Genomic DNA, 24,483 nt, shown 5'->3' with positions numbered 1-24,483 from the left:
CGTTCATTCGCCGAGCAGGGGGCGGGAGTCCGTCCCCTGCTCGGTGAGGTGTCGGTGCCCCGCCGCGAGTGTGGCGAGGGCGCGGGGGCAGCCGCGCAGGTGGTCGGTCAGGGCGTCTGTCAGGACGAGGAGGCAGCGGGGGTGCACCGAGCGGGCGGAGAGGTAGGTCGCGGCGAAGGCGAGGTGGCCGGTGAAGACGCGCTCGTCGTCCACGAATACGGCCGCGGCCAGGGAGTCCAGCAGCCGGCCGAGGAAATCGGCGGCCGCCTCGTGTTCCATGCCCGAGCGGCTCCGCAGGCCCGGGAGTACGTCACGCAGCGCGTGGGTCACATGAGCGAGCAGCTCGGAGCGCTGCCGGACGAGTGCGGCGTACGCCTCCACGGCGGCGGCCTGGACCGACGACTCCCCGCATGTCACCGGGGGCCAGCGGTGGAGCAGTGCTTCCGCGGCGCCGCGGGCGTCGGCCGCGTACAGGTCCGCGCCCAGGGCGTACGCCCAGGTGCCCTCGGGGCCGAACCCCGGCCCGCCCGCCATGACGGGAACACCTGCGCATCTACAGGTCTCGATCTGCCGGTGGGCGAGCGGAAGGTTCCAGGAGAGGGTGCAGGAGAGAGCGACCACGTCCGGGCCGTTCTGATGGACGTCCGAGAGCAGCTCGTGCGGGGAGACCGAGCCGCCGAGTGAGCGCACCTCGAAGCCGCGCAGTCGCAGCACCTCGGTGAGGATGTGGGAGGGCAGCACGTGCCATTCGCCGTCGCTGCACGCCACCAGCACATGGCGGAGTGGGCCCGCCTCGACAGGTGTGCGTGCGGTGCCGCCGGTGCGGGCGGCAGACCCGATCGCGTCCACTGTCAGTCGGCTGACATGGGTGGCCGCGTGCTCCTGCGCCACCGTCCACTCGCCGGACTCCCACCGCTCACCGACCCTCACCTGGGCGGGGGCCACCAGGCCGAGCAGTACGTCCTCCGCGTTCACACCGCTCGTCACCAGACCGGTGGCCAGCTCCAGCGCTCCGTCCTCGTCCGGACCTGCCAGGCAGGAGTCGAAGTCCGCCCGGACGGTGTCGCTGATCCCGGTGCCGCTCATGGGTTCTCGGACTTCCTGGCGCCTCCGGACCCGCCGCCGCTCTCCGGCGGACGGTGCGGTGGTGCGCCACGGCGGGGCGGTGCCTGGAGCGTCAGCAGGGAGATGTCGTCGTGCGGGCGGCCGGCGAGCCATTCGGTCGTGAGGAGTTCCAGCCGCTCGGCGACCGACGGCGCCTGCATGCCGCCGCAGCTTGCCAGCGCGTCGACGAGGCGTTCCTCGCCGTAGATCTCCCGCCCGCTCGCACCACCGCGTGCCTCGGTGACCCCGTCGCTGTAGAGCAGCATCAGCTCACCGGGTTCGAGACGGCACTCGGTACGGCCGAAACTGGGATCGGGCACCGCCCCCAGGAGCATGCCCTCGCAGACGATTTCCGTCACCTTTCCATCGTCGCGCAGGATGAGCGGCGAGAGGTGGCCGCCGCTGGCGATCTCGACCTGCACCGAGCCGTCGTCGCAGGGGCGGGCGGAACCCGTGACCAGGGTCGTGAAGCGGTGGCCCGCACTTATGACGAGGTCGTTGAGCAGCCGCAGGTCACGCAGGGGCTCGGGCTCCGTCCGGACCATGGCCAGGGTGCGCATGCTCTGCCGCACCTGGCCCGCCACCACCGCGGCCTCCGCGCCCTTGCCCGACACGTCACCGAAGAAGAACGTGACCCCGCCCGCGGCGGAAGGGGCCACATGGTAGAAGTCGCCGCTGATGCGCAGAGCCTCCGCGGCCGGTCGGTAGGCGGCGCCGAGCCTGAGGCCGTCGGCCGAGGGCAGCGGCTCCGGAGCCATGCTGGCTTGCAGGACGGCGATGGTGTGGGCCTGCTGCGAGTAGAGCGCCGCCGTGGCCAGCGCGAGCCCGGCCCGTATGGCGAACCGATGCGCCAGCTCGATGTCCGTGTCGTCGAAGCGGGCGCGCTCCGGGCCGCGCAGCATGATCAGCGCACCGGCCGGGACGCCCCCCGCGGCGAGCTGCACCACCAGCGCGTCCTCGCCTTGGCCGAGCTGACCGCCCTGACCGCCCTGACCGCTCTGACGGCCCTGGCCGAGCTGACCGCCCGGACCGCCCGGACCGCCCTGACCGAAGTCGCCGGGCATGAGGTCCTCGAGCGCGGCCAGCTCCTGGGGGCGTACGACAGTGGGGCGCGGTTGGAGCCCGTACAGCGCGTCCGCGACCTTGGGCACCCGTTCCAGCGTCTCGACCGTCACCTCCCCGGAGCGCCGGGCATCGCCCGGACCCGCCCGGTGCCAGCGGGTACGCCGCCCGCTCACGGGCAGGACGACCACGGCCGCGTCCGCCAACTTCGGGATCGCGATCTCGACCAGCGCACGGACCGTGCGGCCGTGGTGGAGCGAGGCGCCCAGGCGCCGGGTGGTCTCCTCCAGAAACGTCGACTTCTCGCGCTCATGGGCGAGCGCGGCCTCGGCCTCCTGAGCGCTGCCGACCTGATGGACCAGCCACACCGTGAGCCCACCGGCGGTGTGCAGGCGACCGGTGAGCCCGTGGCCCTCGTACGAGGCGGAGAAACGCTCCGCCCGCCGGGCGGCGGCACGGGCGAGAGGCGCGGCCGCCGACATGCTCACCGGACTGCCCGGGCGCAGCCGGGGGAAGAGGTCGGCGGCGGCGCGGTTGAATCCGCGGACGGGTCCGTCGACCCGGTCGCAGACGACGACGGCCTCATCCACAAGATCCAGCAGCTCGCCCAGCCGCTCCGGGACACAGCCCCATGCGCCCCCGCCGCCGCTGTCGTCCGTCATCGGCCACCGCCTCTTGCGCATGACGCTGCCGCGCCCATGGTGCCCGGGTCGCTCCACCTTCCATTCTGTTTGTCCGGCGTGGTTGCCGCATGGGTGCGGCGGGGGCGTGCCTGGAGGGCTGGGAGACCCAGGGGCTGACCGCGAGAGCGGACGTCAGCCCTCCGCCGGGGCTACCCCGATCGGGCAGGAGACGCCCGTGCCGCCGATGCCGCAGTAGCCGGCCGGGTTCTTGTCCAAGTACTGCTGGTGGTACGGCTCCGCGGCGTAGAAGGGGCCCGCCGGGAGGATTTCGGTGGTGATCTCGCCGTAGCCGGAGCCCGTCAGGACGGACTGGTAGGCGGCGCGGGAGGACTCGGCCTCGGACTGCTGCTCGGGGGAGTGGGCGTAGATCGCCGAGCGGTACTGGGTGCCGACGTCGTTGCCCTGGCGGAAGCCCTGGGTGGGGTCGTGGGACTCCCAGAAGAGCTTCAGGAGGGCGGCGTAGGAGGTGACGGTCGGGTCGAAGACGACGCGGACGGCCTCGGTGTGGCCGGTGAGGCCGCTGCACACCTCCTCGTAGGTGGGGTTCTCGGTGTGGCCGCCCTGGTAGCCGACGAGGGTGGTCCAGACGCCCGGGGCCTGCCAGAACTTCCGCTCCGCGCCCCAGAAGCAGCCCAGGCCGAAGTCGGCGACGACCAGGCCCTCGGGGTACGGGCCGGCCAGCGGGTTGCCGAGGACCGTGTGGCGGTCGGGGACCGGGAAGCCCGGTTCGGCGCGGCCCTTCAGCGCCTCCTCGGGGGTGGGGAGGTGGTTCTTGTGGCGGCTGAACAGCATCTTCGGGCTCCTCGCGTAACGGGTACGGCGGCTGCGGCATTCGTCGTATACGGGTGCGCGGCGCTATGAGTACAACGGATAGGGGACGGCGGGAATTCCGGCCCGCTCACGGTCCCGCTCGCCGCGGCAGCGTTCAGCGCGGCAGCGTCGCCGGGGAGCCGCCTCCGCCTTCCCAGCCCGCGACCGCGAGCGCCCGGTAGACCGTGTACTCGGCCGCCGGGTCCGCCCCGTACGACCACGGGACCGCGCCCACATGGCCGTCCACGTGGCGCAACTGCTCCAGGGCCTCCGCGTACCGCTCCGCCCGGACCAGGAAGAAGACCAGCAGATGGCGGACGTGCGGCAGCACCGGATGGTCGGCGGGGGCGTGGCGGACGGCGAAGAGCGCGCCCTCGATCGCCTTCACGATCACCTCGCTGCGGTAGAGCGTGCGCACGAGGTTGGCCTCCGGCAGGTGCTCGAAGACGCCGAAGAGGGGGAGGGCGGGGAGGAGGCTCTTCTCCGGGGCCGAGGCGGCGGCCGCGTGGGTGAAGGCGTCGGCGCGGTCCTGGGAGCCGTGCCACTTCTCGCACCAGTAGTGGAGGGCGGCGAGGTGGGCGCCCATATGGTGCGGGGCGAGCTTGGTGACCTTGGACCACAGCTCCTCGAAGTCGGCCTGCCGGTAGGCCATACCGCGGGCGACGCCCAGCTCGATGATGTGCGGCACCGGGTCGTCCGGGGCCAGCCGGGCCGCCTCGTGGCAGACGTCCCGGGCCTCCTCCAGGATCATCCGGAAGTCGACCGAGGACGGGTCGAGCAGCGCCTGGCGGACCAGGAACTCCGCCTGCACCGCCGCCGCGCCCGGGTCCTCGGGGGCCGCCACCCGCCAGGTGCGCAGCCACATCCCGCCCTGGCCGGGGGCCTGGGCGAGCTCGAAGGCCGCCGCCCCGGCCAGCGTCTGCACCCGCTGCCAGCGCAGCTCCGAGGTGGCCTCGGTGAGTGCGAGCAGGCGGGCGGCCGGCTGCCAGTCCTGCCGGGCCTGGACCTCCTCCAGGGCGTCGATGAGCTGCCGGTCCGGGCCGGGCAGCCGTACGTCCAGCCGCTCGCGCGGTACGAAGCCGTACTCCTGCGGATCCGAGGCGCGCATCGCGCCCCGCATGGCCTCGCGGCCCCCGCGTCGCCGCCGCAGGGCCGGCATGACGATCAGCCCGCCGATCATGACGATGGCGATGAGGAAGATCAGAAGCTCCATGAGGTGTCCCCGTGTGAAGTTCCGTAACGGCTGGTGGACCAGAACGGCTGGTGGTCCGTAACGGCTGGTGGCCAAGAACGGCTTGTGGTCCAGCCTATGCGCCTCGGCGGTCGTTGAATCCAGCACGGGCGCCTCGGGCGTTACGCTCGGGCTCATGAGCCACCAGCACCCCGAGGGGCACCCTCAGAGTTTCGAGACGCTCGCCATCCACGCGGGCCAGGAGGCCGACTCGCTCACCGGCGCCGTCGTCCCCCCGATCTACCAGGTCTCCACCTACAAGCAGGACGGCGTGGGCGGTCTGCGGGGCGGCTATGAGTACAGCCGTTCCGCCAACCCCACCCGCAGCGCCCTCGAGGAGAACCTGGCGGCGCTGGAGGGTGGCCGCCGCGGCCTCGCCTTCGCTTCCGGTCTCGCCGCCGAGGACTGCCTGCTGCGCACGCTTCTGGTGCCGGGCGACCATGTCGTCATCCCGGACGACGCGTACGGCGGTACGTTCCGCCTGTTCGCCAAGGTCGTGGAGCGCTGGGGCGTGGAGTGGTCGGTCGCCGACACCTCCGACCCGGCGGCCGTACGGGCCGCGCTCCGCCCCCGTACGAAGGTGATCTGGGTCGAGACCCCGAGCAACCCGCTGCTCGGCATCACCGACATCGCCGCCGTCGCCGACATCGCCCGCACCGCGGGGGCCCGGCTGGTGGTGGACAACACCTTCGCCAGCCCCTACCTCCAGCAGCCGCTCGCGCTCGGCGCGGACGTCGTGGTGCACTCCACCACCAAGTACATGGGCGGGCACTCGGACGTCGTCGGCGGTGCGCTGGTCGTCTCCGACACCGGTCTCGGGGACGAACTCGCCTTCCACCAGAACGCGATGGGCGCCATCGCCGGGCCCTTCGACGCCTGGCTGGTGATGCGCGGCATCAAGACCCTCGCCGTCCGCATGGACCGGCACAGCGCCAACGCCACGCGGATCGCGGAGATGCTCGTCGCGCACCCCAAGGTGACCAAGGTCTACTACCCGGGGCTGCCGGAGCACGCGGGGCACGAGATCGCGGCCAAGCAGATGCGGGCCTTCGGCGGCATGGTGTCGTTCCAGGTCGCGGGCGGCGAGGAGGCGGCGGTCGAGGTGTGCGACCGGGCGCGGCTGTTCACGCTCGGGGAGTCGCTCGGCGGCGTCGAGTCGCTGATCGAGCACCCGGGGCGGATGACGCACGCCTCGGCGGCGGGCTCGGCGCTCGAGGTGCCGGCGGATCTCGTACGGCTGTCGGTGGGCATCGAGTCGGCCGACGATCTGCTCATGGATCTGAGCCAGGCTCTGGGCTGACGGCTGGGGCGGGTGGCCGCCTGGGCGGCCTGATCGCCCGCTGCCCGGCCCGCGGGTTTCGAGGGCGGTCACCGTCGTTCGGCGGTCACCGTCCTCCTCCGGTTGTCACCATCCTTCGAGGGGTGGGGTGGTGTCGGTGGGCGGCGGCGCGGTCCATGGTTCGACGATCGCCGCCCAGACGGCGAAGGCCACGACCGCGGCGAACAGCAGCAGCCAGCCGATGGTGCGTACGACCTGGCGGCGGCGGAGCATCCGCCGCCCCCGTTCGGTCGCCCGGCCCGCCAGATCCGGCGGCAGCACCGGATGCGGGCCCTCCAGCATCCGGCGGACCTCGGTCTCCTTGCGGTCCGGAAAGCTCATGGCACCACCCCGGTTCCGGCTCCGGTCCCGGCTCCGGTCCCGGCGCCGGTCCCGGCTCCAGCTCCGGTCCCGGCTCGAGCTCCGGCTCCCGTCCTGGCTCCCGCGGACGCGGGGGTTCCGGCGGACGCGGGGGTTCCGGCGGACGGGGGCCTTCCCGTGGCACCGCGTCGCGGCGTCGCGCTGCGCATCGCCGTCACCGCGCGGGTGCAGATCGCCCGGACCCGCTCGACCGGGAGGCCGAGCGCCGCCGCCGTCTGCTCCTCCGCGACCCCCTCGTACAGCCGCAACACCAGCACCAGCCGCTCCTGCGGGGTGAGCCGGGCCAGGAGGCCGCCGCGCGGGTGGCGGTAGCGGTGGCCTCGGTGGGCGAAGAGGGCGGCCAGCGTCCGGCGGGTGTGGTCGTACGGATCTTCGCCGCGCAGCCGGTCCCAGCGGGCGTACGTGCGCGCGAGCGCGGCGGTCAGCAGGCGCTCGGCGGCTTCGGTGTCCCCCGTCGGCTCCCCCGTGAGCAGCGCGGCCGCATGCAGCAGGCGGCCACCCGCGCCCGCGACGAATACCTCGAACTCCCGGGCCCGGCGGCCATCCCGTGCTGCCCGCCGCTCTCGCACCACGTCCTCCGCCTCCCGTTCCTTTAGGACACGGCAGGCACGGGCACCCGGTCAAGAGGTCTGCGAGGTCTGCGACGTCGCGCGGGCGCGCGCCAGGGTCAGGTGGCGGGCGTCGCCTGGGGCACCGTGCTGTGTGCGGCGGAGAGGGCGATGTTGAACCGGGTCAGCAGATCGCAGAAGAGATCGCGCTCCTCCACCGTCCAGTCATCGGTCACGCGGGCCATGAGGTCGCGCCGTGAGGAGCGCACCTCCTCCAGGCGGGCCTTGCCGCGCGGGGAGAGCTGAAGCACGACCGCACGGCCGTCCTCGGGGTGCGAGGTGCGCTTGACCATGCCGGAGTCGACCAGCGGGGCGACCTGGCGGGTCACGGTGGACGAGTCGATGCCCATGCTCCCCGCGAGCGCCTTGACCCCCATCGGGCCTTCCTGGTCGAGCCGGTTGAGCAGCAGATACGCGGCTCGGTCCATGGAGTTGCGGGCCTGGCCGACGCCGCCGAGCCGGGTCTGTTCCGCACGGCGGGCGAAGACGGCGACCTGATGCTGGAGCGTGTCCAGTACGCCGGTGTCGAGTTGAGTCGTCATGTCCGATTGGGTGGGCATGGCCTAGGGCTCACTTCATGCGGTGGTCTGTGGGATGTGGCACAGAGTACGCGGCTGGGGCCCTGCCCGTACGGGCGCTGCAAAAACCTGACGACCTCCGAGCCACAACCTGCCGTTCTGAGCCGTTCTCCGTCGCCGTGGCCCGCCGGTGGGCCTTGGCCCGGCCCGGGCCGCGGGGGCCTGCTGGGGGTGAGCTGCGAGACTGGGGACCATGGCTGCACGACACGGCGACGAGGACGGGCCCGGCTCCGGGTCCGGCCCGGCCTCGCATCCCACCTCCTCCGCTTCTGCTTCCGCGTCTACGGGTTCCGCGGGGTCCGGCCTCGCCTCCGGCTCCGCTTCCGGCCCCGCTTCCGGGGGCTCTGCTTCCGCTTCCGCCTCCGAGGTACCCGAGACGATCACTCTCGACGACATCCGCGGGGCGCAGAAGACGCTGTCGGGGATCTCCCGGCTCACCGCGCTGGAGGGCAGCCGCTATCTGTCCGGTCTGGTCGGCTCGCCGGTCCACCTCAAATGCGAGAACCTCCAGCGCACCGGGTCGTTCAAGCTGCGCGGCGGCTATGTGCGGATCTCCGGGCTCAGCGCCGAGGAGCGGGCGGCCGGAGTGGTCGCGGCGAGCGCCGGGAACCATGCGCAGGGTGTCGCGCTCGCGGCCTCGCTGCTGGGGGTGCGTTCGACGGTCTTCATGCCCGAGGGCGCCCCGCTGCCGAAGATAGCGGCCACCCGGGACTACGGCGCCGAGGTGCGGCTGCGCGGCCAGATCGTGGACGAGACGATGCGGGCGGCGCAGGAGTACGCCGAGCGCACGGGCGCGGTCTTCATCCACCCCTTCGACCACCCGGACATCATCGCGGGGCAGGGCACGGTGGGGCTGGAGATCCTGGAGCAGTGCCCCGAGGTGCGCACCGTGGTGGTGGGCATCGGCGGGGGCGGGCTGGCGGCCGGGATCGCGGTGGCGGTGAAGGCGCTGCGACCGGAGGTGCGGGTGGTGGGGGTGCAGGCGGAGGGCGCCGCGGCGTATCCGCCGTCGCTGGCGGCCGGGCGGCCGGTCTCGATCGAGGCGCCGGTGACGATGGCGGACGGCATCAAGGTGGGGCGGCCGGGCGATGTGCCGTTCCAGATCATCGACGAACTCGTCGACGAGGTCCGTACGGTCACCGAGGACGAGCTGTCCAGCGCGCTGCTGCTCTGCCTGGAGCGGGCGAAGCTGGTGGTGGAGCCCGCGGGCGCGAGTCCGGTGGCCGCGCTGCTGTCGGCACCGGAGTCCTTCGAGGGGCCGGTGGTCGCGGTGCTCTCGGGCGGCAACGTCGATCCGCTGCTGATGCAGCGCATCCTGCGGCACGGCATGGCCGCGGCGGGGCGTTATCTGTCGCTGCGGCTGCGGCTCACCGACCGGCCGGGGGCGCTGGCCACGCTGCTGGGGGTGCTGTCGACGCTGGACGCCAATGTGCTCGACGTCAGCCATGTACGCACCAATCCGCGGCTCGGGCTGAGCGAGGCCGAGGTGGAGCTGCACCTGGAGACGAAGGGGACGGACCACTGCGAGGAGGTCCGGGAGGCGCTGCGCGGGGCCGGATACACGGTGATGGCCTGATGCCTGATGCCTGACGTCAGACGCCTGATGTCTGACGTCTGACGCCTGACGACGGGAGACGGCCCGCCCCCGCGGCGGGGCGATGCCTGGCTGACCGGGGGCCGTGCCCCCGGTCTTATTTTTTCGCCTCGCGTATGTCGCGATGTATCGCGTTCCCGGTACCATTGCCGTCCAGTTGCTGCCGAGCGCTGCCCATATGGGCGGACTTATGCCTTGATTGAGTGTGGAACGGCCCCAACCCCGGGAGTGCCAACATGCCAGGCGCTATTCACGCCGAGGGTCTGGTGAAGACCTTCGGCGACGTAAGGGCTCTGGACGGCGTCGATCTCGACGTACCGGAAGGAACCGTGCTCGGACTGCTCGGCCCCAATGGCGCCGGCAAGACCACCGCGGTGCGCGTGCTCACCACGCTGCTGCGCCCGGACAGCGGAACGGCGGTGGTCGCGGGGGTGGACGTGCTGAAGAACCCCGACGAGGTCCGCCGCTCCATCGGGCTGTCCGGCCAGTTCGCCGCCGTGGACGAGTATCTGACCGGCCGCGAGAACCTCCAGATGGTCGGCCAGCTCTACCAGATGGGAGCGCGGGCGGCCAAGGCCCGCGCGAGTGAGCTGCTGGAGCGGTTCAGCCTCGCCGAGGCGGCCGACCGCACGGCCAAGACGTACTCCGGCGGGATGCGCCGGAGGCTGGACCTCGCCGCGGCCCTGGTGGTCAGCCCGCCCGTGATGTTCATGGACGAGCCGACCACCGGTCTGGACCCGCGCAACCGGCAGGCGCTGTGGGAGGTCATCCAGGAGCTGGTGGCCGGTGGCACGACGCTGCTGCTGACCACGCAGTATCTGGAGGAGGCGGACCATCTGGCGCATGACATCTGCGTGATCGACCGCGGCCGGGTCATCGCCCGCGGCACCTCCGACCAGCTCAAGGCCCATACGGGCGGGGAGCGGGTGGAGGTCGTGGTGCATGAGCGCGAGCACATCGCGGTCGCCCAGGAGGTCCTGCGAGTCCTGGGCAAGGGCGAGACGACCGTGCAGGAGCACACCCGTCAGGTCACGGTCCCGGTCGTGGGCGGCGCCAAGCTGCTCGCCGAGGTCATCCGGGAGCTGGACACCCGCGGTGTGGAGATCGACGACATCGGGCTGCGCCGCCCGACCCTGGACGACGTGTTCATCTCCCTCACCGGCCATGGGACCGAGGACGGACTCCAGGGCGGCGGCGAGGCCGAGAGCAAGGGAGTCGAGTGATGGCCGTCGTCGAGGAGACCGGGGCCACCGTCGCGGCGGCCCCCCGGCCGCGCGGCGGACCGCTGCGCTCCGTCCGGGACTCGCTGGTGGTCGCCAAGCGCAATCTCCTGCGGATGATGCGCATCCCGGAGATGGTGGTGTTCGGCCTGGTGCAGCCGATCATGTTCGTGGTGCTGTTCAGCTATGTGTTCGGTGGCGCGATCATGGTTCCGGGGCAGGCCAGCGCGGATGCCACGGTGTATCGCGAGTTCCTGATGGCCGGGATCTTCGCGCAGACCGTGACGTTCGCCACGGCGGGCGCGGGGGCGGGGATCGCCGACGATATGAACAAGGGGCTGATCGACCGCTTCCGGTCACTGCCGATGGCGCGTGGCGCGGTGCTCACCGGCCGTACGCTCGCGGATCTCGTGCAGACGGCGCTGACGCTGGTGGTGCTGGCGATCGTCGCGGTGATCGTGGGCTGGCGGATCCATGACGGCGCACTGAAGGCGCTGGGCGCGTTCGGGCTGCTGCTTCTGCTCGGCTACGCCTTCTCGTGGATCGGCGCGCTGATCGGCCTGTCGGTACGGACGCCGGAGGCGGCCACCTCGGGCGGGCTGATCTGGCTCTTCCCGCTGACGTTCATCTCGAACGCCTTCGTGCCGTCCAGCAAGATGCCCGCCGTGCTGGGCCATATCGCCGACTGGAACCCCTTCAGCGCGACGGTGCAGGCGTCCCGGCAGCTCTTCGGCAATCCGGAGGGCGTGGTCTCGGATGCCTGGCCGATGCAGCATCCCGCGCTGGCGTCGGTCCTCTGGTCGCTGCTGATCATCGTGCTCTTCCGGACGCTGGCGGTGCGCAAATACCGCTCGGCGACCGCCTGAGCGGCCGGGCCGGGGGATTACGGAGATCAGGAGCGGCCCCGCCGGGCCCCGCTGGGGGCCCTTTGGGGTGTGGTGATCGTGGAGGAGCCCCGGCCGCCCGGCCGGGGCTCCACACCGGGCGCTCAGCCCTGGTACGGCTTGGCCTCCAGGATCCGCACTGAGGCGGTGCGGCCATTGGGCAGCTCGTATTCCGCGTCCTGGCCGACCTTCTTGCCGTTCACGCCCGAGCCCAGCGGGGACTGCGGCGAGTAGGTCTCGATGTCCGCGCTCGCGTACTCACGAGAGGCGAGCAGGAAGGTCAGGGTGTCGTCCGGGTCGCCGTCGAACGCGATGGTGACCACCATGCCCGGGGCGACCACGCCGGTGTCCGCGGGGGCCTCGCCGACCTTCGCCTGCTGGAGGAGCTGCGTGAGCTGACGCACTCGGAGCTCCTGCTTGCCCTGCTCCTCCTTGGCGGCGTGGTACCCCCCGTTCTCCCGGAGGTCACCTTCCTCCCGGGCAGCCTCGATCTTCTTCGCGATCTCGACACGTGCGGGACCCGACAGGTACTCCAGCTCTGCCTTGAGCTGGTCGTACGCCTCCTGGGTCAGCCAGGTGACGTTCTCGCTGGTCTGGGTCACAGGTGCTCCTCGTCGGTGCTGGGAATACAAATGAACGCCCTACTCAGAAGGGTGCGCCTTCAAAGCGGGGCGAAACCACGAGCCTAACAATTCCGGCAAGAAACGGGGAGGAGGGAACTGGGCGCAATGCGCAGGAAAGCCGTCAGCGCTGGTCAGATCGGGGCAGCCGCCGACACGTCCGGTCCGGCTATCGTCCGGGCTCGCAGCCGATCAGCTCGGCGCTGGTCGCCCGGGCCGTAGTGCGCACGGTCACCACCTTGACCAGATCGCTCTCGCGCTGGCCGAAGGTGAAGTCCTTCCGGCCCACCTCGTCGTGGTACTCATCCAGGGTACGCACGGTGCAGACACCGGTGGCGTCCTTGTCCTTGTTGATCTCCAGCCGGACGTCGACGGCGTCGTCGGCGACCACCTTGAAACCGGTCAGCCGGCCGCTGACGTCCTGACCGGTGATGTAGTCGTATCCGAACCACGTGATCAGGGCCAGCAGCCCGGCACCGAGCACCGCTCCGACGATCTTCAGCGTGCGGTCGGCACGCGCGTCCGCGGACCGGCCGTAACGCCCGTCGGGAAGACCCTCGCGCACGGTGGCCATGGGCGTTCCTCCTGCTGGGAGAGACATCGGAATTATTTGTCCCTGGTTTAGGTCACTATAGAAGCCGTCTTCCACGACGAATCACTGAGGATCGAACTTGACTGAGCAGCTTCGTTTGATGGCCGTGCATGCGCACCCCGATGACGAGTCGAGCAAGGGCGCGGCCACCATGGCCAAGTACGTGTCTGAGGGGGTGGACGTGCTGGTCGCGACCTGCACAGGTGGAGAGCGCGGCTCCATCCTCAATCCCAAGCTCCAGGGTGATCCCTACATCGAGGAGAACATCCACGAGGTCCGCGCCAAGGAGATGGACGAGGCGCGCGAGATCCTCGGCGTCAAGCAGGAGTGGCTGGGCTTCGTGGACTCCGGACTGCCCGAGGGCGATCCGCTGCCGCCACTGCCCGAGGGCTGCTTCGCCTTGCAGGACGTCGAGGCAGCGGCGGAGCCCCTGGTGAGGCTGATCCGCTCGTTCAAGCCGCAGGTGATCACCACCTATGACGAGAACGGCGGCTATCCCCACCCCGACCACATCATGACCCACAAGATCTCGATGGTGGCCTTCGAGGCGGCCGGTGACCCCGAGAAGTACCCGGCGGCGGGGGAGCCCTGGCAGCCGCAGAAGCTCTACTACAACCAGGGCTTCAACCGGGCGCGCACCGTCGCCCTGCATGAGGCGCTGCTGGCTCGCGGGCTGGACTCGCCGTACGAGGAGTGGCTGGAGCGCTGGAAGACCTTCAACCGGCCCGAGCGCACCCTGACCACCTATGTGCCCTGCGCCGACTTCTTCGAGATCCGCGACAAGGCGCTGATCGCGCACCGTACGCAGATCGATCCCGACGGCGGCTGGTTCCGGGTGCCCATGGACATCCAGCGGGAGGTCTGGCCCACCGAGGAGTACGAGCTCGCCAAGTCGCTTGTGGACACCTCCCTCCCCGAGGACGACCTCTTCGCGGGCATCCGCAACAATTGAGTCCATGATGAGCGCCACCAGCACCCTCGCCATGACGCATCTCGTCCCGCTCGCCAAGGACCTGGACGAGAACAAGGTGACCCCGGGCGTCCTCGGTTTCATCGTCTTCGCCGTGATCGGCGCGGCGGTGTGGTTCCTGATGAAGTCCATGAACAAGCACATGAAGCGGGTGGACTTCGAGGAGGGGCCGGAGCCCGGCAAGGCTCCGGCGACGGCCTCCGCCGAAGCCACCAAGGGCGAGGAGCGCACGGCCTGAACCCTGGCCGGGCCCGACCGCGTGCCCCGCGCGAGCGGGGCCTCACGGCCCGGCCGACGGGATCTCGCACATCCCGGCCCCTCTCCGCGCTCTTCGTGACCAGGCCCTGTAGGGCCTAGCCGCGAGGCTCCGGCAGCACGGCCATGACCTCGCGCGAGTGGCGGCTCGGCACCATGCCGAGCTGCCATGCCTGCCACCCCGTTTCCGGCTCGACGCCGCGCTCCAGCACCAGCGCGAACGCCTCCGCGCACCCCTCCAGCCGGGAATCCCCCGCCGTGCCCTCCTCGCGCATCTCCCGGGCCAGCTCCGCCAGCTCCTCCTGGGCCACCGCCGTGCCGATCACCGAACCGCCCGCGGAGGCGAACGGCAGCAGGGTGCAGCGCAGGAACCGGGCCCAGGCGCGGCCGCGCCGGTCCCCGTACCCCGCGAACAGCCCGGCCGCCTCGTCCACCAGCTCCAGCGCCTGCACCGCCTTGCCGTTTCCCGCGTCGATCACCGCCAGCTCGACACAGGACCATGCCTCGCCATGGGCCACGCCCACCCGCCGGAAGTCATTCCGCGCGTCCTGGAGCAACTGCCGGGCGAAGCCGCTGTTGCGCAGCGAGCCCGTCTGTGCCGCTCGCAGATCACGGGTGACCCGCGCCGAGTGATGACGCGAACACGCCAGCCCGTAGACATCCCGCATCCGGTTGAACATCAGCCGGGCCCGCTCCAGCTCGCGCAGCGCCGAATCATGGTCGCCGCGCTCCTCCAGCGCCTGGCCCAGGTAGTACAGCGTCCATGCCTCACCGCGCGCGTCCTCGTTCTCCCGGTGGCGGGAGAGGGCCTGGCGCAACTGGTCGACGGCCGCCGACGCCTCCCCGGCCACCAGCCGGGCCCGGGCGAGCTGGGTGAGCGCCCATGCCTCACCGCGCTGGTCATGGGTGCGGCTGTAGGCGTCCAGCGCGCCCCGCAACTCGGCCTCGGCGCGCGGCACATCGCCCATCCGCAGACACGCTTGGCCGAGCTGGAAGTGCGCCCACGCCTGGCCGTGCAGGCTCTCGCTCTCCTGGTGCAGCTCCAGGGCCGCGTCCAGCAGCTCCAGCGCCTCGGCCAGCCCGCCGCGGTCGCGCTCCACCGCCGCCAGGGCGTGCATCGTCCAGCCCCGGTCACCGCGCAGCTCCTCGGCCTGCTGGAGCTCCAGCGCCTCGCGCAGCTTGGCCGCGGCCTCCCCGAGATTGCCCTGGTGATGCAGGGTGATGCCGAGACTGCACAGGGCACGGGCCGCACCCGCCTGGTGCTGCGCCTCGAAATACAGGTCCACCACCGAGGACAGCCTGGTGCGCGCCTGGTCCAGCTCGCCGAGCTGGCGGGCCGCGATACCGGTGCGCCACTGCACGGACCGCATCAGCAGCCCCTGGTCCACGGCCTGGGTGAGCTCGCTGATCTCGCCCAGCCGGTAGAGATCGCCGCGCAGCAGGCAGTAGTCGCACAGGGCGCCCAGCAGATGCAGCACCGCGGACTGGTCCACGCCCTCCGCATGGCGCAGCGCGGCGGTGATGAAGCTCGATTCGTCGTCCAGCCAGCGCAGCGCGGCGTCCAGCGAGGTGAAGCCATGGCCGCCCGCCGCGCCCTTGCCGAGCATGTCGGCACGGGTGGAGGTCTTGCCGTCGACCAGCCGGATCACCGAGTCGGCGAGCTCGGCATAGCTGCGGATCAGCCGCTCCTGCGCGGCGGTGCGCTGCTCCGGCTGCTCCTCGTCGAGCAGCCGGGCATGGGCGAAGGAGCGCACCAGGTCATGAAGGCGGTAGCGGCTGCCGCGCACATGCTGGATCAGCCCGGCCCGGCCGAGCGCCTCCAGATGGCGGCCGGCCTCCTGCTCATCGGTGTCCAGCAGCGCCGCGGCCGCCGCTCCGCCCAGGCTGGCCCGCCCGGCCAGTGCCAGCCGGCGCAGCAGCCGCCGGGCGCCGTCCTGCTGGTCGGTGTAGCGCAGCCACAGGGCGCGCTCGACCGCGCCCACCGGGCCGTACGCCTCCAGCTCGGTGACCAGGGCGGCGGGGGTGCGGGGGCCGAGCGAGGAGCCCGCGATCCGCAGCGCCAGCGGCAGCCGCCCGCACAGCTCGGCGATCCGCTCCACGGACTGCCCGTCGTAGGGGCCCGCGCCGGTGGGCTCCTCGGCGGAGGTCCGCAGCAGCTCCTCGGCGCCCGGCTCGTCCAGCGGGCCCACCTCCATCCGGTGCACCCGGGCGGCGAGGTCGGCCGGCAGATCGAGCGGAGTGCGCGAGGTGATCAGGACCAGGCTGTCGGACCGCTCCGGGATCAGCGTGCGCACCTGCTCGGCGTCATGGGCGTCGTCCAGCACGATGGTGACCGGCAGCCCGGTCAGATACTGGTGATACAGCTCGGTGAGCCGTCTGATGTGCTGGTCCTGCGAGGACCGCTCCCGGAAGAGCAACTGGTCGCGGGGTGCGCCGAGCCGGTTCAGCAGATGCAGCAGCGCGTCGCGGGTGGGCAGCGGGGCCTGCTCGGGGCTGTCGCCGCGCAGATCGACCAGGCACGCACCGCGGAACTGATCGCGCAGATGGTGGGCCGCCCGCACGGCCAGCATGGTGCGGCCGGAGCCCGGCGGGCCCTCCAGCAGCACCACCGTGGGCTGGGTCTCGATGGACGCGCGGGCCTGCTGCACCCACTGCGCGATCTGGGTGAGCTGCGCCCGGCGCCCGGCGAACGGGCCCTCCGCCTCGGGGAGATGGGCGAAGGACTGCTCCAGCACGGTGCGCCTGCGGGCCGCTTGGCTTCGGTCCGCCCCGCGCAGCCTCGGCACCTGACCGGAGGCCGAGGAGGCGGAGCGCTTGGCCGAACCGCCGCCCTGGCGGGCGGCGGCCGAGGTCATCCGGTGCTGGTCGATGAACGGCCGGATGCCCCGCACCTCGACCGCCGTGAGCCACTGGAGCCGCAACTGCTCGGGCCCGCCGGGCTGGTTGCGCAGCGCGGCCTGGCGGTGGGCGGCGGGCCAATGGCGCGCGGTGAGCTTGACGACGGCGGCGGCCGATCCGGCCACGGCGGCCGTCACGCCCGCGCCCAGCGCCGTGCCCGCCGAGGTGCCGTAGGTGAGATCCGCGCCGAAGGCCGCCGCCGCGGCGACCGTCGCGGCCAGCGCCGGGGTGCCGAGCTGCCCGCGCGACAGCCGCTCCGAGAGCGGTCTGCTGCCCGCGTCGGACTCGTCCAACGCGCTCACATACGCCCCGTACTCCTCCGCGGCGGTCGCGGTCATCTCGTCCAGCGCGCCCCGCGCCCGGCTGAGCAGCACCCCGCCATCGGTGCGCCCGCCCGAGCGGCGCACCTCCTCCTCCACGGCCCGCGACAGCAGCCGCTCGACCTCCGTCCGGTGGCTGTCCCGCAACACCGCCAGTGAGCCCGGCATGTGATCCCCCTCTTGCAGCAGTGCCCTCAGTCTTCCGTTTCTGGCTCTTATCCGGCAGTCCTGTGGATAACTCCCCTGTGGACAACTTCTCCTGTCCCGCCGCCGACCACTCTCGGTGCGTGTATCAGTGCGAAGGGTTACGATCGCTGTGTGGCAGACGAGAGCTATGACGTGATGGTGATCGGGACCAGCCAGGGCGGCCGGTTCCTGCCCATCGATCTCGCGAAAGCGGGCAGGAAGGTGGCGCTCGTCGAGCGCGGCCACCTGGGCGGCGTCTGCGTGAACTCCGGGTGCACCCCGACCAAGACCATGGTCGCCAGCGCGCGCGCCGCCCGCCAGGCACGGCGCGGCGCGGAGTACGGCGTGCGGACTGGTCCGGTGTCGGTCGACCTGGCCGCGGTGCGGGAGCGCAAGCGGGCGATGGTCGCGGGCGCGCGGGAGAACTACGCGAGCCGTCTGCCGCAGGACGGGCTCGACCTGGTCGAGGGCGAGGCCCGTTTCACGGGGCCCAAGACGGTCGAGATCGCCCTGCCGGGCGGCGGGACGCGGGATAGGGGAAGGTGAGCACGCGGGACCGGATCGTCCCGTACACCGTGTTCATGGACCCGCAGCTCGGCCGCGTCGGCATGACCGAGCGACAGGCCGCGGAGCAGAACCGCTCGGTCCGCGTCGCCAAGCTGCCGATGAGTGCCGTCATCCGGGCCCTGGAGACGGGGGAGACGCGCGGCTTCATGAAGGCGGTCATCGACGCGGACACCCAGCAGATCCTCGGTGCCGCGGTGCTCGGCGTGGAAGGCGGCGAGATCATGACGATCATCCAGGTCGCCATGCTGGGGCAGCTTCCGTACACCGCCATGGCGAATGCCGTCTTCACGCATCCGCTGCTGGCAGAGGGCCTGAACAGCCTCTTTATGAGCCTCGACGCCCAGTGACCCGACGCCCAGTAGCGGGATGAGGGGTCAGGTGCGGTTGTCGTCGGACCGCTTGTCGTCGGTCCGGTCGAGCCCCAGGTCGCTTCGGGGGCTGCCGACCATGGTGGTGGGGTCGGCGAGGCGGTCGAAGTCGGCGGCGGCGACGCCCGAGGCGAGGGCGGCCTCGCGCAGGGTGGTGCCCTCGTCGTCGGCCTTGTGCGCGATCGCGGACGCCTTGTCGTAGCCGATGGTGGGACTGAGCGCGGTGACGAGCATGAGCGACTGGTCCACGTACCCGTCGATCGTGGGCCGGTCGAGTTCGGTGCCCTCGACGCTGTAGCGGCGCAGCTTCTCGCAGGCGTCGCCGAGGATCCGGGCCGAGTGCAGCACGTTGTTGATGATGATCGGGCGCATGGCGTTGAGTTCGAAGTTGCCCTGTGCCCCCGCGGAGGCGATGAGCGCGTCCTCCCCAAGAGCCTGGAGGCAGACCATGACCATGGCCTCCTGCTGGGTGGGGTTGACCTTCCCGGGCATGATCGAGGAACCGGGCTCATTGGCGGGCAGCCCCAGTTCATGCAGCCCGGCGCGGGGTCCGGAGGCCAGCCAGCGCATATCGTTGGCGATCTTCATCAGGGCGACGGCCAGACCGCGCAGCCCGGCGCTGACCGCGACCATCGCGTCCAGCGAGCCCTGGGCCGCGAACTTGTTGGGCGCGGTGACGAAGGGATGGCCGACCAGCTCGGCGAGCTGCGCGGCGATCTGCTCGCCGAACCCTTCGGGAGCGTTCAGGCCGGTGCCCACAGCGGTGCCACCGGCGGCGAGCTGGTGGACGGCATGGAGACTGTCGGCCAGCCTGGTGCGCGCATCGTCCAGTTGTGCGGCCCAGCCCGACCATTCCTGTCCGACGGTGAGCGGGGTGGCGTCCTGGAGATGGGTGCGGCCGATCTTGACGACGTCCACCCATGCCTCGGCCTTGGCGCGGATCGCCTGGGTGAGCCGGTCGACCTGGGGCAGGAGATGCCCGGTGACCTCGAGCACGGTGGCGATGTGCATCGCGGTGGGGAAGGTGTCGTTCGACGACTGGCCCATGTTGACATGGTCGTTGGGATGCACGGGGTGCTTGGAGCCGAGGGTGCCGCCGAGCAGTTCGCCGGCCCGGTTGCCGATCACCTCGTTGACGTTCATGTTCGACTGGGTGCCCGAGCCGGTCTGCCATACGTACAGCGGGAACTCCGCGTCCAGATCCCCGGCGATGACCTCATCGGCGGCCTGGATGATCGCGGCGGCGCGCCGCTCGTCCAGGCGGCCCGCGCGCTGGTTGACCATGGCGGCGGCCTTCTTGACATAGCCGTACGCGTGGTAGACGGCCTTGGGCATGTGGTCGTCACCGATGGAGAAGTGGATCAGGGAACGCTGAGTCTGCGCGCCCCAGTAGTGCTCGGCGGGCACCTCGATCCGGCCCATCGAGTCGCTCTCGATACGGGTGCCGGTGGGCGTGGTCCGCTCCGTGGCCGCCGTCGTCCCACGACCTGCGTCGGAGTGGTCGGCGTATTCGGGCTGCCACATCGCCTGCTGCACGGCCTGCACGACGTCATCGATCCTGGCGCGGGCGACACCCTCCTCGAGTGCCTGGCGTACGACGGCGACCGCGACGGTGGCGGAGGAGGCGCGGAGGTTGGCCACCCCGGGGAGCAGCGACGCGCCGGGGGTGGTGGTGTCGACCAGGCCGGCGACCGCCTCGGCGGCGGCGCGGATCATTCCGGGAGTGACGTGCTTCGCGCGGGAGACCACGGTGCCCAGGCCGAGGCCGGGGTAGACCAAGGCGTTGTTGGCCTGCCCGATCTTGTAGTCGACGCCCTGGTACGGCACCGGATCCCACGGGGTGCCGGTGCCGATCAGCGCCCGGCCCTCGGTCCAGTGGATGAGGTCGGCCGGGTGGGCCTCGATCTTCTCGGTCGGGTTCGAAAGCGGGAAGATCAGTGGCCGGTCGACATGCGCGGCCATCTTCCGGATGATCGGCTCGGTGAAGGTGCCACCAGCCGTCGAGGTGCCGATCAAGATGGTCGGGTGTACCTCGGCCACCGTGGTGGCGAGGGAGATCCGGCCTTCGCCGTCCCGTTCGTAGCTCCTGGCCTCGCCCGCCGACCGGGCGAACGGGGTCTGGAAGTCGCGTAGATCCTTCATGTCGTCCAGCAGCAGGCCCTGCCGGTCGACCAGCCAGATCTGCTGGGCCGCCGTCTCCTTACGGGCGCCGGCGCGGACCATCGCGTCGCGGATCTGGTCGGCGATGCCCACTCCGGCGGTACCGGCGCCGAAGACGACCACCCGCTGCTCGGCCAGCGGTGTGCCCGCCGTCCGTACCCCGGCCAGGACGGCGGCCAGGGTGATCGCGCCGGTGCCCTGCATGTCGTCGTTGAAGACGCAGGCCCTGTCCGCGTACTCCAGCAGAATCCGGCGTGCGTTGGACGGGCCGAAGTCCTCGAAGTGCAGCAGTGCCTTCGGGAAGCGCCGCGAGGCGGCCGTGACGTAGGCGTCGATGAGCCGGTCGTACGCCTCGGCGCGGTTGCGGGAGTGCCGCAGCCCGACATACATGGGGTCGTTGAGCAGGGTCTCGTTGTTGGTGCCGACGTCGAGCATGACCGGGATGACCCGGGCCGGGTCGATGCCCGCGGCCGCCGTGTAGACGGCGAGCTTGCCCTGCGAGATCCCCATGCCGTTGCTGCCCCAGTCGCCGATGCCGAGGATCTCCTCGGCGTCCGTGGCCACCAGCAGGTCGACGTCGTCGGCACCGAGTCCGAGGTTCGCGAACGCGGCCTCCACGGAGTCGGGATCGTCCACCGACAGATACACGCCGCGCGGACGCTGGTACTCATGGCTGTACTGCTCGATGGCCTGCCCGACCACCGGGTCGTACACGATCGGCAGCATCTCGGGCAGATGATCGACGAGCAGTTTGTAGTACAGCGTCTCGTTGCGGTCCCGCAGCGCTTCCAGGAACGTGTTCTGCGCCAGCGGTGTCGGCTGTGCCATGAACTGCTCGTACGCGCGCACCGCCTGCTGCTCTTCCGACAGCACCCCCGGCGGCACCAGACCGGTCAGCCCGAACTGCGTGCGCTCCTCCTCCGTGAACGCGGTCCCGCGATTGCGGATCGGGTCACGCAGCACGGCTACCCCTCCGGAGCCGCGCATCCTCTTGTCCGTGCTCATGGCTTTCCATCCTTCTCGAGCGGCCGTCGTTCGGACTGATCCGTGCAGTCCTGACTCCCGGCTCCGCCCCGCCGCGAACCCCACACACGGGGGTCAAAACCCCACATAACCATCCTCGCGCCGCTGGGCCGTATGCGCCCACTCCGCGCTCCCGGCCGCACCCCGGCCACACCCCCGGCCGCGCTCATAGGCTTGCCGCCTTCCGCATCCCCACGCGGGGTGGACCGGACAAGTCCGCTCCGGTCCGCGGTGGATTCGGGGCCTCCTGGCCGCGCCCTGTGGATAACTTCGTCTGCCTCGCCAGGTGGGGGAGGATGGACCCATGCCGAACCGCCTGGCGCACGAGACGTCCCCCTATCTGCTTCAGCACGCCGAGAACCCGGTCGACTGGTGGCCGTGGTCGGACGAGGCGTTCGAGGATGCGCGCCGCCGCGGGGTGCCCGTGCTGCTGAGCGTCGGCTATTCGAGCTGCCACTGGTGCCATGTCATGGCGCATGAGTCGTTCGAGGACAAGGAGACCGCCGACTATCTCAACGCCCACTTCGTCTCCGTGAAGGTCGACCGCGAGGAGCGGCCGGACGTCGACGCGGTGTATATGGAGGCGGTGCAGGCCGCCACCGGGCAGGGCGGCTGGCCCATGACGGTCTTTCTGACCCCCGAGGCGCAGCCGTTCTACTTCGGTACGTACTTCCCGCCCCGGCCCCGGCCCGGTATGCCGTCCTTCCGGCAGGTGCTGGAGGGGGTGAGCGCCGCCTGGACGGACCGCCGCGAGGAGGTCCGGGACGTCGCCGGGCGGATCGTGGAGGATCTGGCGCAGCGCACCGGGATCGCGCTGGGCTCGGATGCGCCCGCGCCGCCCGGCGAGGAGGATCTGCATGCCGCGCTCATGGGGCTGACCCGCGAATTCGACGCCACGCGGGGCGGTTTCGGCGGTGCGCCGAAGTTTCCGCCGTCCATGGCGCTGGAGTTCCTGCTGCGCCACCACGCCCGCACCGGTTCCGAGGGCGCGTTGCAGATGGTGTCGGCCACCTGTGAGGCGATGGCCCGCGGGGGTATCTACGACCAGCTCGGCGGCGGTTTCGCCCGCTACTCCGTCGATGCCGGCTGGACCGTGCCGCACTTCGAGAAGATGCTGTACGACAACGCACTGCTGTGCCGGGTCTACGCCCATCTGTGGCGTGCCACCGGCTCGGACCTCGCGCGCCGTGTCGCCCTGGAGACGGCGGACTTCATGGTCCGTGAGCTGCGCACCGCACAGGGCGGCTTCGCCTCCGCGCTGGACGCCGACAGCGACGACGGCACCGGCAGGCATGTCGAGGGCGCGTACTACGTATGGACGCCCGAGCGGCTGCGCGAGGCGCTGGGGGAGGCCGACGCGGAGTTCGCCGCCGGGTATTTCGGCGTGACCCAGGAGGGCACCTTCGAGCAGGGAGCCTCCGTGCTCCAGTTGCCCGACGGGGAGCGGCCGGCGGACGCGAGCCGAGTCGCCTCCGTACGGGAGCGGCTGCTGGCCGCCCGGGAGCTGCGGGCCCGCCCCGGCCGCGACGACAAGATCGTCGCCGCCTGGAACGGGCTGGCCGTCGCCGCTCTCGCCGAGACCGGCGCCTATTTCGACCGCCCCGACCTGGTGGACGTCGCGACCGAGGCCGCCGAGCTGCTGATGCGCCTGCACATGGACCAGCGCGGGCGGCTGGCCCGCACCTCGCTGGACGGCACCGCGGGCAGCCACGCGGGTGTGCTCGAGGACTACGCGGATGTGGCCGAGGGCTTCCTCGCCCTGTCCGCCGTCACCGGCGACGGTGCGTGGGTGGACTTCGCCGGACTGCTCCTGGACACCGTGCTGACCCGGTTCACCGCCGAGGACGGCACGCTGTTCGACACCGCCGATGACGCCGAGGCGCTCATCCGCCGCCCCCAGGACCCGACGGACAACGCGGCGCCGTCCGGCTGGACGGCCGCCGCCGGGGCCCTGCTGTCCTATGCCGCCATCACCGGCAGCTTCCGCCACCGGGAGGCCGCCGAGCGCGGCCTCGCCGTGGTGCGGGCCCTCGGCCCCCGGGTGCCCCGTTTCATCGGCTGGGGCCTGGCGGTGGCCGAGGCCCGGCTCGACGGGCCGCGCGAGGTGGCCGTGGTCGGCCCCGGCGACGACCCGGCGACCCGCGCCCTGCACCGCGCCGCACTCCTGGCCACCGCCCCCGGAGCGGTCGTCGCGGTCGGCGAGCCCGGCTCCGGGGAGGTCCCGCTGCTCCGGGACCGCCCCCTGCTGGAAGGACGCCCGGCGGCGTACGTCTGCCGCGGCTTCACCTGCGACGCGCCCACGGCCGACGTCGAGGCCCTGACGGCCAAGCTGGGCGGCTGAGCTGGCCGGCTGAGCTGGCCGGCTGAGCTGGCCGGCTGAGCCGGGAAACCGGGCGGGGAGTCGGACCATGCCCCGGTCCGGCTTCGCCCGCCTCCCGGACCCGGCTCCCGGCTGAGCTACGTGCCGGCCTGCGGCTCGGGTCCGGACCCAGCTCGCGGCGAGGCTACGTCCGAGCCTGCGGCTCGGGCCCGGACCCGGCTCCCGGCGGGGCTACGTCCGAGCCTGCGGCTCGGGCCCGGACCCGGCTTTGGCCATCCCCGGCCATCCCCGACCAGCCTCGGTTGGGTCTCGGGCCAGCCCCAGTCGGCCCGGGGGCACCCCGGCAGGTTCCGGGGCCAGCCTCGGGCCAGCTCTGGTTGGCGTCCCGGGTGAGCCTCCGGCTCAGCTCCGGCTGCCCCTGGGCCAGCTCGCGGGCAGCCCCGATCGCCCCCGGCCAGCCCCGGCAAGTTCCCGGGTCAGCCCGGCGTCAGCGGGTCGGCCTCTGAGTACCCCGGCCGGTCCCCGAGCCAGCTCGGGGCTCAGCCCCGGTCGGCCCCCGGCAAGCTCCGGCCAGCTCGGGCAAGCTCCCAGGTCAGCCCGCTGTCAGCCTCAGCGGCCCACCCGGAATCGCAGGGCAGATCGCCGCAGGGTCGCAAGGCGGGAGCGCGGCCGAAATCGCCGGGAGGGCTCACAGTCGGGGTCGCCGGGGGGACCGCGGCCGGTCGCCGGGC

General features: G+C 71.9%; 20 protein-coding genes. 9 read left to right on the top strand and 11 right to left on the bottom strand.

The features are described from left to right. Positions 1-3: 3 nt before the first annotated feature. From ACK1X7_RS20975 to ACK1X7_RS20960, 4 genes are all read right to left on the bottom strand, one after another. On the bottom strand, positions 4-1,086 hold the full coding sequence (locus ACK1X7_RS20975) for a cobalamin B12-binding domain-containing protein (protein WP_385138907.1): 1,083 nt from the start codon (positions 1,084-1,086) through the stop codon (positions 4-6). Next, the gene (locus ACK1X7_RS20970; RefSeq protein ID WP_413115503.1) at positions 1,083-2,828 is read right to left on the bottom strand and encodes a PP2C family protein-serine/threonine phosphatase; all 1,746 of its coding nucleotides are present in this window, start codon (positions 2,826-2,828) and stop codon (positions 1,083-1,085) included. The genes ACK1X7_RS20975 and ACK1X7_RS20970 overlap by 4 nt, the downstream gene beginning before the upstream one ends. Before the next feature lie 153 nt (positions 2,829-2,981). Continuing rightward, entirely contained in the window at positions 2,982-3,641 is a 660-nt protein-coding gene (msrA, locus tag ACK1X7_RS20965) for a peptide-methionine (S)-S-oxide reductase MsrA (protein WP_385116539.1), read from the bottom strand. A gap of 133 nt (positions 3,642-3,774) precedes the next feature. Beyond that, entirely contained in the window at positions 3,775-4,872 is a 1,098-nt protein-coding gene (locus ACK1X7_RS20960) for a hypothetical protein (RefSeq protein ID WP_361499312.1), read from the bottom strand. A 154-nt stretch (positions 4,873-5,026) separates the two neighbouring features. Here ACK1X7_RS20960 and ACK1X7_RS20955 point away from each other — a divergent pair, with 154 nt between their 5' ends. After that, a complete protein-coding gene (locus ACK1X7_RS20955) occupies positions 5,027-6,190 on the top strand; it encodes a cystathionine gamma-synthase (RefSeq protein WP_390792126.1) in 1,164 nt (387 codons plus the stop codon). 105 nt (positions 6,191-6,295) lie between these two features. Here ACK1X7_RS20955 and ACK1X7_RS20950 read toward each other — a convergent pair whose 3' ends face one another. From ACK1X7_RS20950 to ACK1X7_RS20940, 3 genes are all read right to left on the bottom strand, one after another. Further along, positions 6,296-6,550 carry a hypothetical protein gene (locus ACK1X7_RS20950; RefSeq protein WP_413115502.1) on the bottom strand — a complete coding sequence of 85 codons (255 nt, stop codon included), beginning with the start codon at positions 6,548-6,550 and terminating at the stop codon, positions 6,296-6,298. After that, complete coding sequence (locus ACK1X7_RS20945; RefSeq protein ID WP_413116896.1) at positions 6,547-7,158, bottom strand: sigma factor-like helix-turn-helix DNA-binding protein; 612 nt, start codon at positions 7,156-7,158, stop codon at positions 6,547-6,549. The genes ACK1X7_RS20950 and ACK1X7_RS20945 overlap by 4 nt, the downstream gene beginning before the upstream one ends. Before the next feature lie 98 nt (positions 7,159-7,256). Beyond that, positions 7,257-7,757, bottom strand: a complete 501-nt coding sequence (locus ACK1X7_RS20940) for a MarR family winged helix-turn-helix transcriptional regulator (RefSeq protein ID WP_385143878.1) — start codon at positions 7,755-7,757, stop codon at positions 7,257-7,259. Positions 7,758-7,968: 211 nt separating this feature from the next. On the opposite strand from ACK1X7_RS20940, the gene ilvA reads away from it, so the two are divergent. From ilvA to ACK1X7_RS20925, 3 genes are all read left to right on the top strand, one after another. Beyond that, positions 7,969-9,351 carry a threonine ammonia-lyase gene (gene ilvA, locus ACK1X7_RS20935; RefSeq protein ID WP_398158216.1) on the top strand — a complete coding sequence of 461 codons (1,383 nt, stop codon included), beginning with the start codon at positions 7,969-7,971 and terminating at the stop codon, positions 9,349-9,351. Between the two features lie 254 nt (positions 9,352-9,605). Beyond that, positions 9,606-10,592: an ATP-binding cassette domain-containing protein gene (locus ACK1X7_RS20930; protein ID WP_078643221.1), complete on the top strand. Its 987-nt coding sequence runs from the start codon at positions 9,606-9,608 to the stop codon at positions 10,590-10,592. Next, positions 10,592-11,455, top strand: coding sequence for an ABC transporter permease (locus ACK1X7_RS20925; protein WP_014054532.1), 864 nt, complete (start codon positions 10,592-10,594; stop codon positions 11,453-11,455). The genes ACK1X7_RS20930 and ACK1X7_RS20925 overlap by 1 nt, the downstream gene beginning before the upstream one ends. Positions 11,456-11,577: 122 nt before the next feature. On the opposite strand, the gene greA is transcribed toward ACK1X7_RS20925, so the two are convergent. Together greA and ACK1X7_RS20915 are read right to left on the bottom strand one after the other, a co-directional pair. Then, on the bottom strand, positions 11,578-12,075 hold the full coding sequence (gene greA / locus ACK1X7_RS20920; RefSeq protein ID WP_211123923.1) for a transcription elongation factor GreA: 498 nt from the start codon (positions 12,073-12,075) through the stop codon (positions 11,578-11,580). A gap of 187 nt (positions 12,076-12,262) precedes the next feature. Beyond that, complete coding sequence (locus ACK1X7_RS20915) at positions 12,263-12,667, bottom strand: DUF4307 domain-containing protein (protein ID WP_390792123.1); 405 nt, start codon at positions 12,665-12,667, stop codon at positions 12,263-12,265. Positions 12,668-12,764: 97 nt separating this feature from the next. Here ACK1X7_RS20915 and mca point away from each other — a divergent pair, with 97 nt between their 5' ends. Both mca and ACK1X7_RS20905 read left to right on the top strand, forming a co-directional pair. Further along, a complete protein-coding gene (gene mca / locus ACK1X7_RS20910) occupies positions 12,765-13,637 on the top strand; it encodes a mycothiol conjugate amidase Mca (RefSeq protein WP_385143873.1) in 873 nt (290 codons plus the stop codon). Between the two features lie 7 nt (positions 13,638-13,644). Next, complete coding sequence (locus tag ACK1X7_RS20905) at positions 13,645-13,893, top strand: hypothetical protein (RefSeq protein WP_059147898.1); 249 nt, start codon at positions 13,645-13,647, stop codon at positions 13,891-13,893. 115 nt (positions 13,894-14,008) lie between these two features. On the opposite strand, the gene ACK1X7_RS20900 is transcribed toward ACK1X7_RS20905, so the two are convergent. Beyond that, a complete protein-coding gene (locus ACK1X7_RS20900; protein ID WP_413115501.1) occupies positions 14,009-17,296 on the bottom strand; it encodes a tetratricopeptide repeat protein in 3,288 nt (1,095 codons plus the stop codon). A 150-nt stretch (positions 17,297-17,446) separates the two neighbouring features. On the opposite strand from ACK1X7_RS20900, the gene ACK1X7_RS20895 reads away from it, so the two are divergent. Both ACK1X7_RS20895 and ACK1X7_RS20890 read left to right on the top strand, forming a co-directional pair. After that, positions 17,447-17,860, top strand: coding sequence for an FAD-dependent oxidoreductase (locus ACK1X7_RS20895; protein ID WP_413115500.1), 414 nt, complete (start codon positions 17,447-17,449; stop codon positions 17,858-17,860). Further along, positions 17,857-18,228 (top strand): hypothetical protein, encoded by a 372-nt coding sequence (locus tag ACK1X7_RS20890; RefSeq protein ID WP_385143867.1) that lies wholly within the window; start codon positions 17,857-17,859, stop codon positions 18,226-18,228. The genes ACK1X7_RS20895 and ACK1X7_RS20890 overlap by 4 nt, the downstream gene beginning before the upstream one ends. Before the next feature lie 27 nt (positions 18,229-18,255). Here the strand turns inward: ACK1X7_RS20890 and fumC are convergent, their stop codons facing one another. Then, positions 18,256-21,414, bottom strand: coding sequence for a class II fumarate hydratase (gene fumC, locus ACK1X7_RS20885; protein WP_390792120.1), 3,159 nt, complete (start codon positions 21,412-21,414; stop codon positions 18,256-18,258). A 322-nt stretch (positions 21,415-21,736) separates the two neighbouring features. Here fumC and ACK1X7_RS20880 point away from each other — a divergent pair, with 322 nt between their 5' ends. Next, entirely contained in the window at positions 21,737-23,773 is a 2,037-nt protein-coding gene (locus ACK1X7_RS20880; protein ID WP_413115499.1) for a thioredoxin domain-containing protein, read from the top strand. The last annotated feature ends 710 nt before the right edge of the window (positions 23,774-24,483 follow it).

The sequence above is a fragment of the Streptomyces sp. CY-1 genome (assembly GCF_047218265.1).
In the GTDB taxonomy this organism is placed as follows: Bacteria; Actinomycetota; Actinomycetes; order Streptomycetales; family Streptomycetaceae; genus Streptomyces; species Streptomyces niphimycinicus.
Note: the sequence above shows the minus strand (reverse complement) of the source record. Positions and strands in the feature narration are given on the sequence as shown.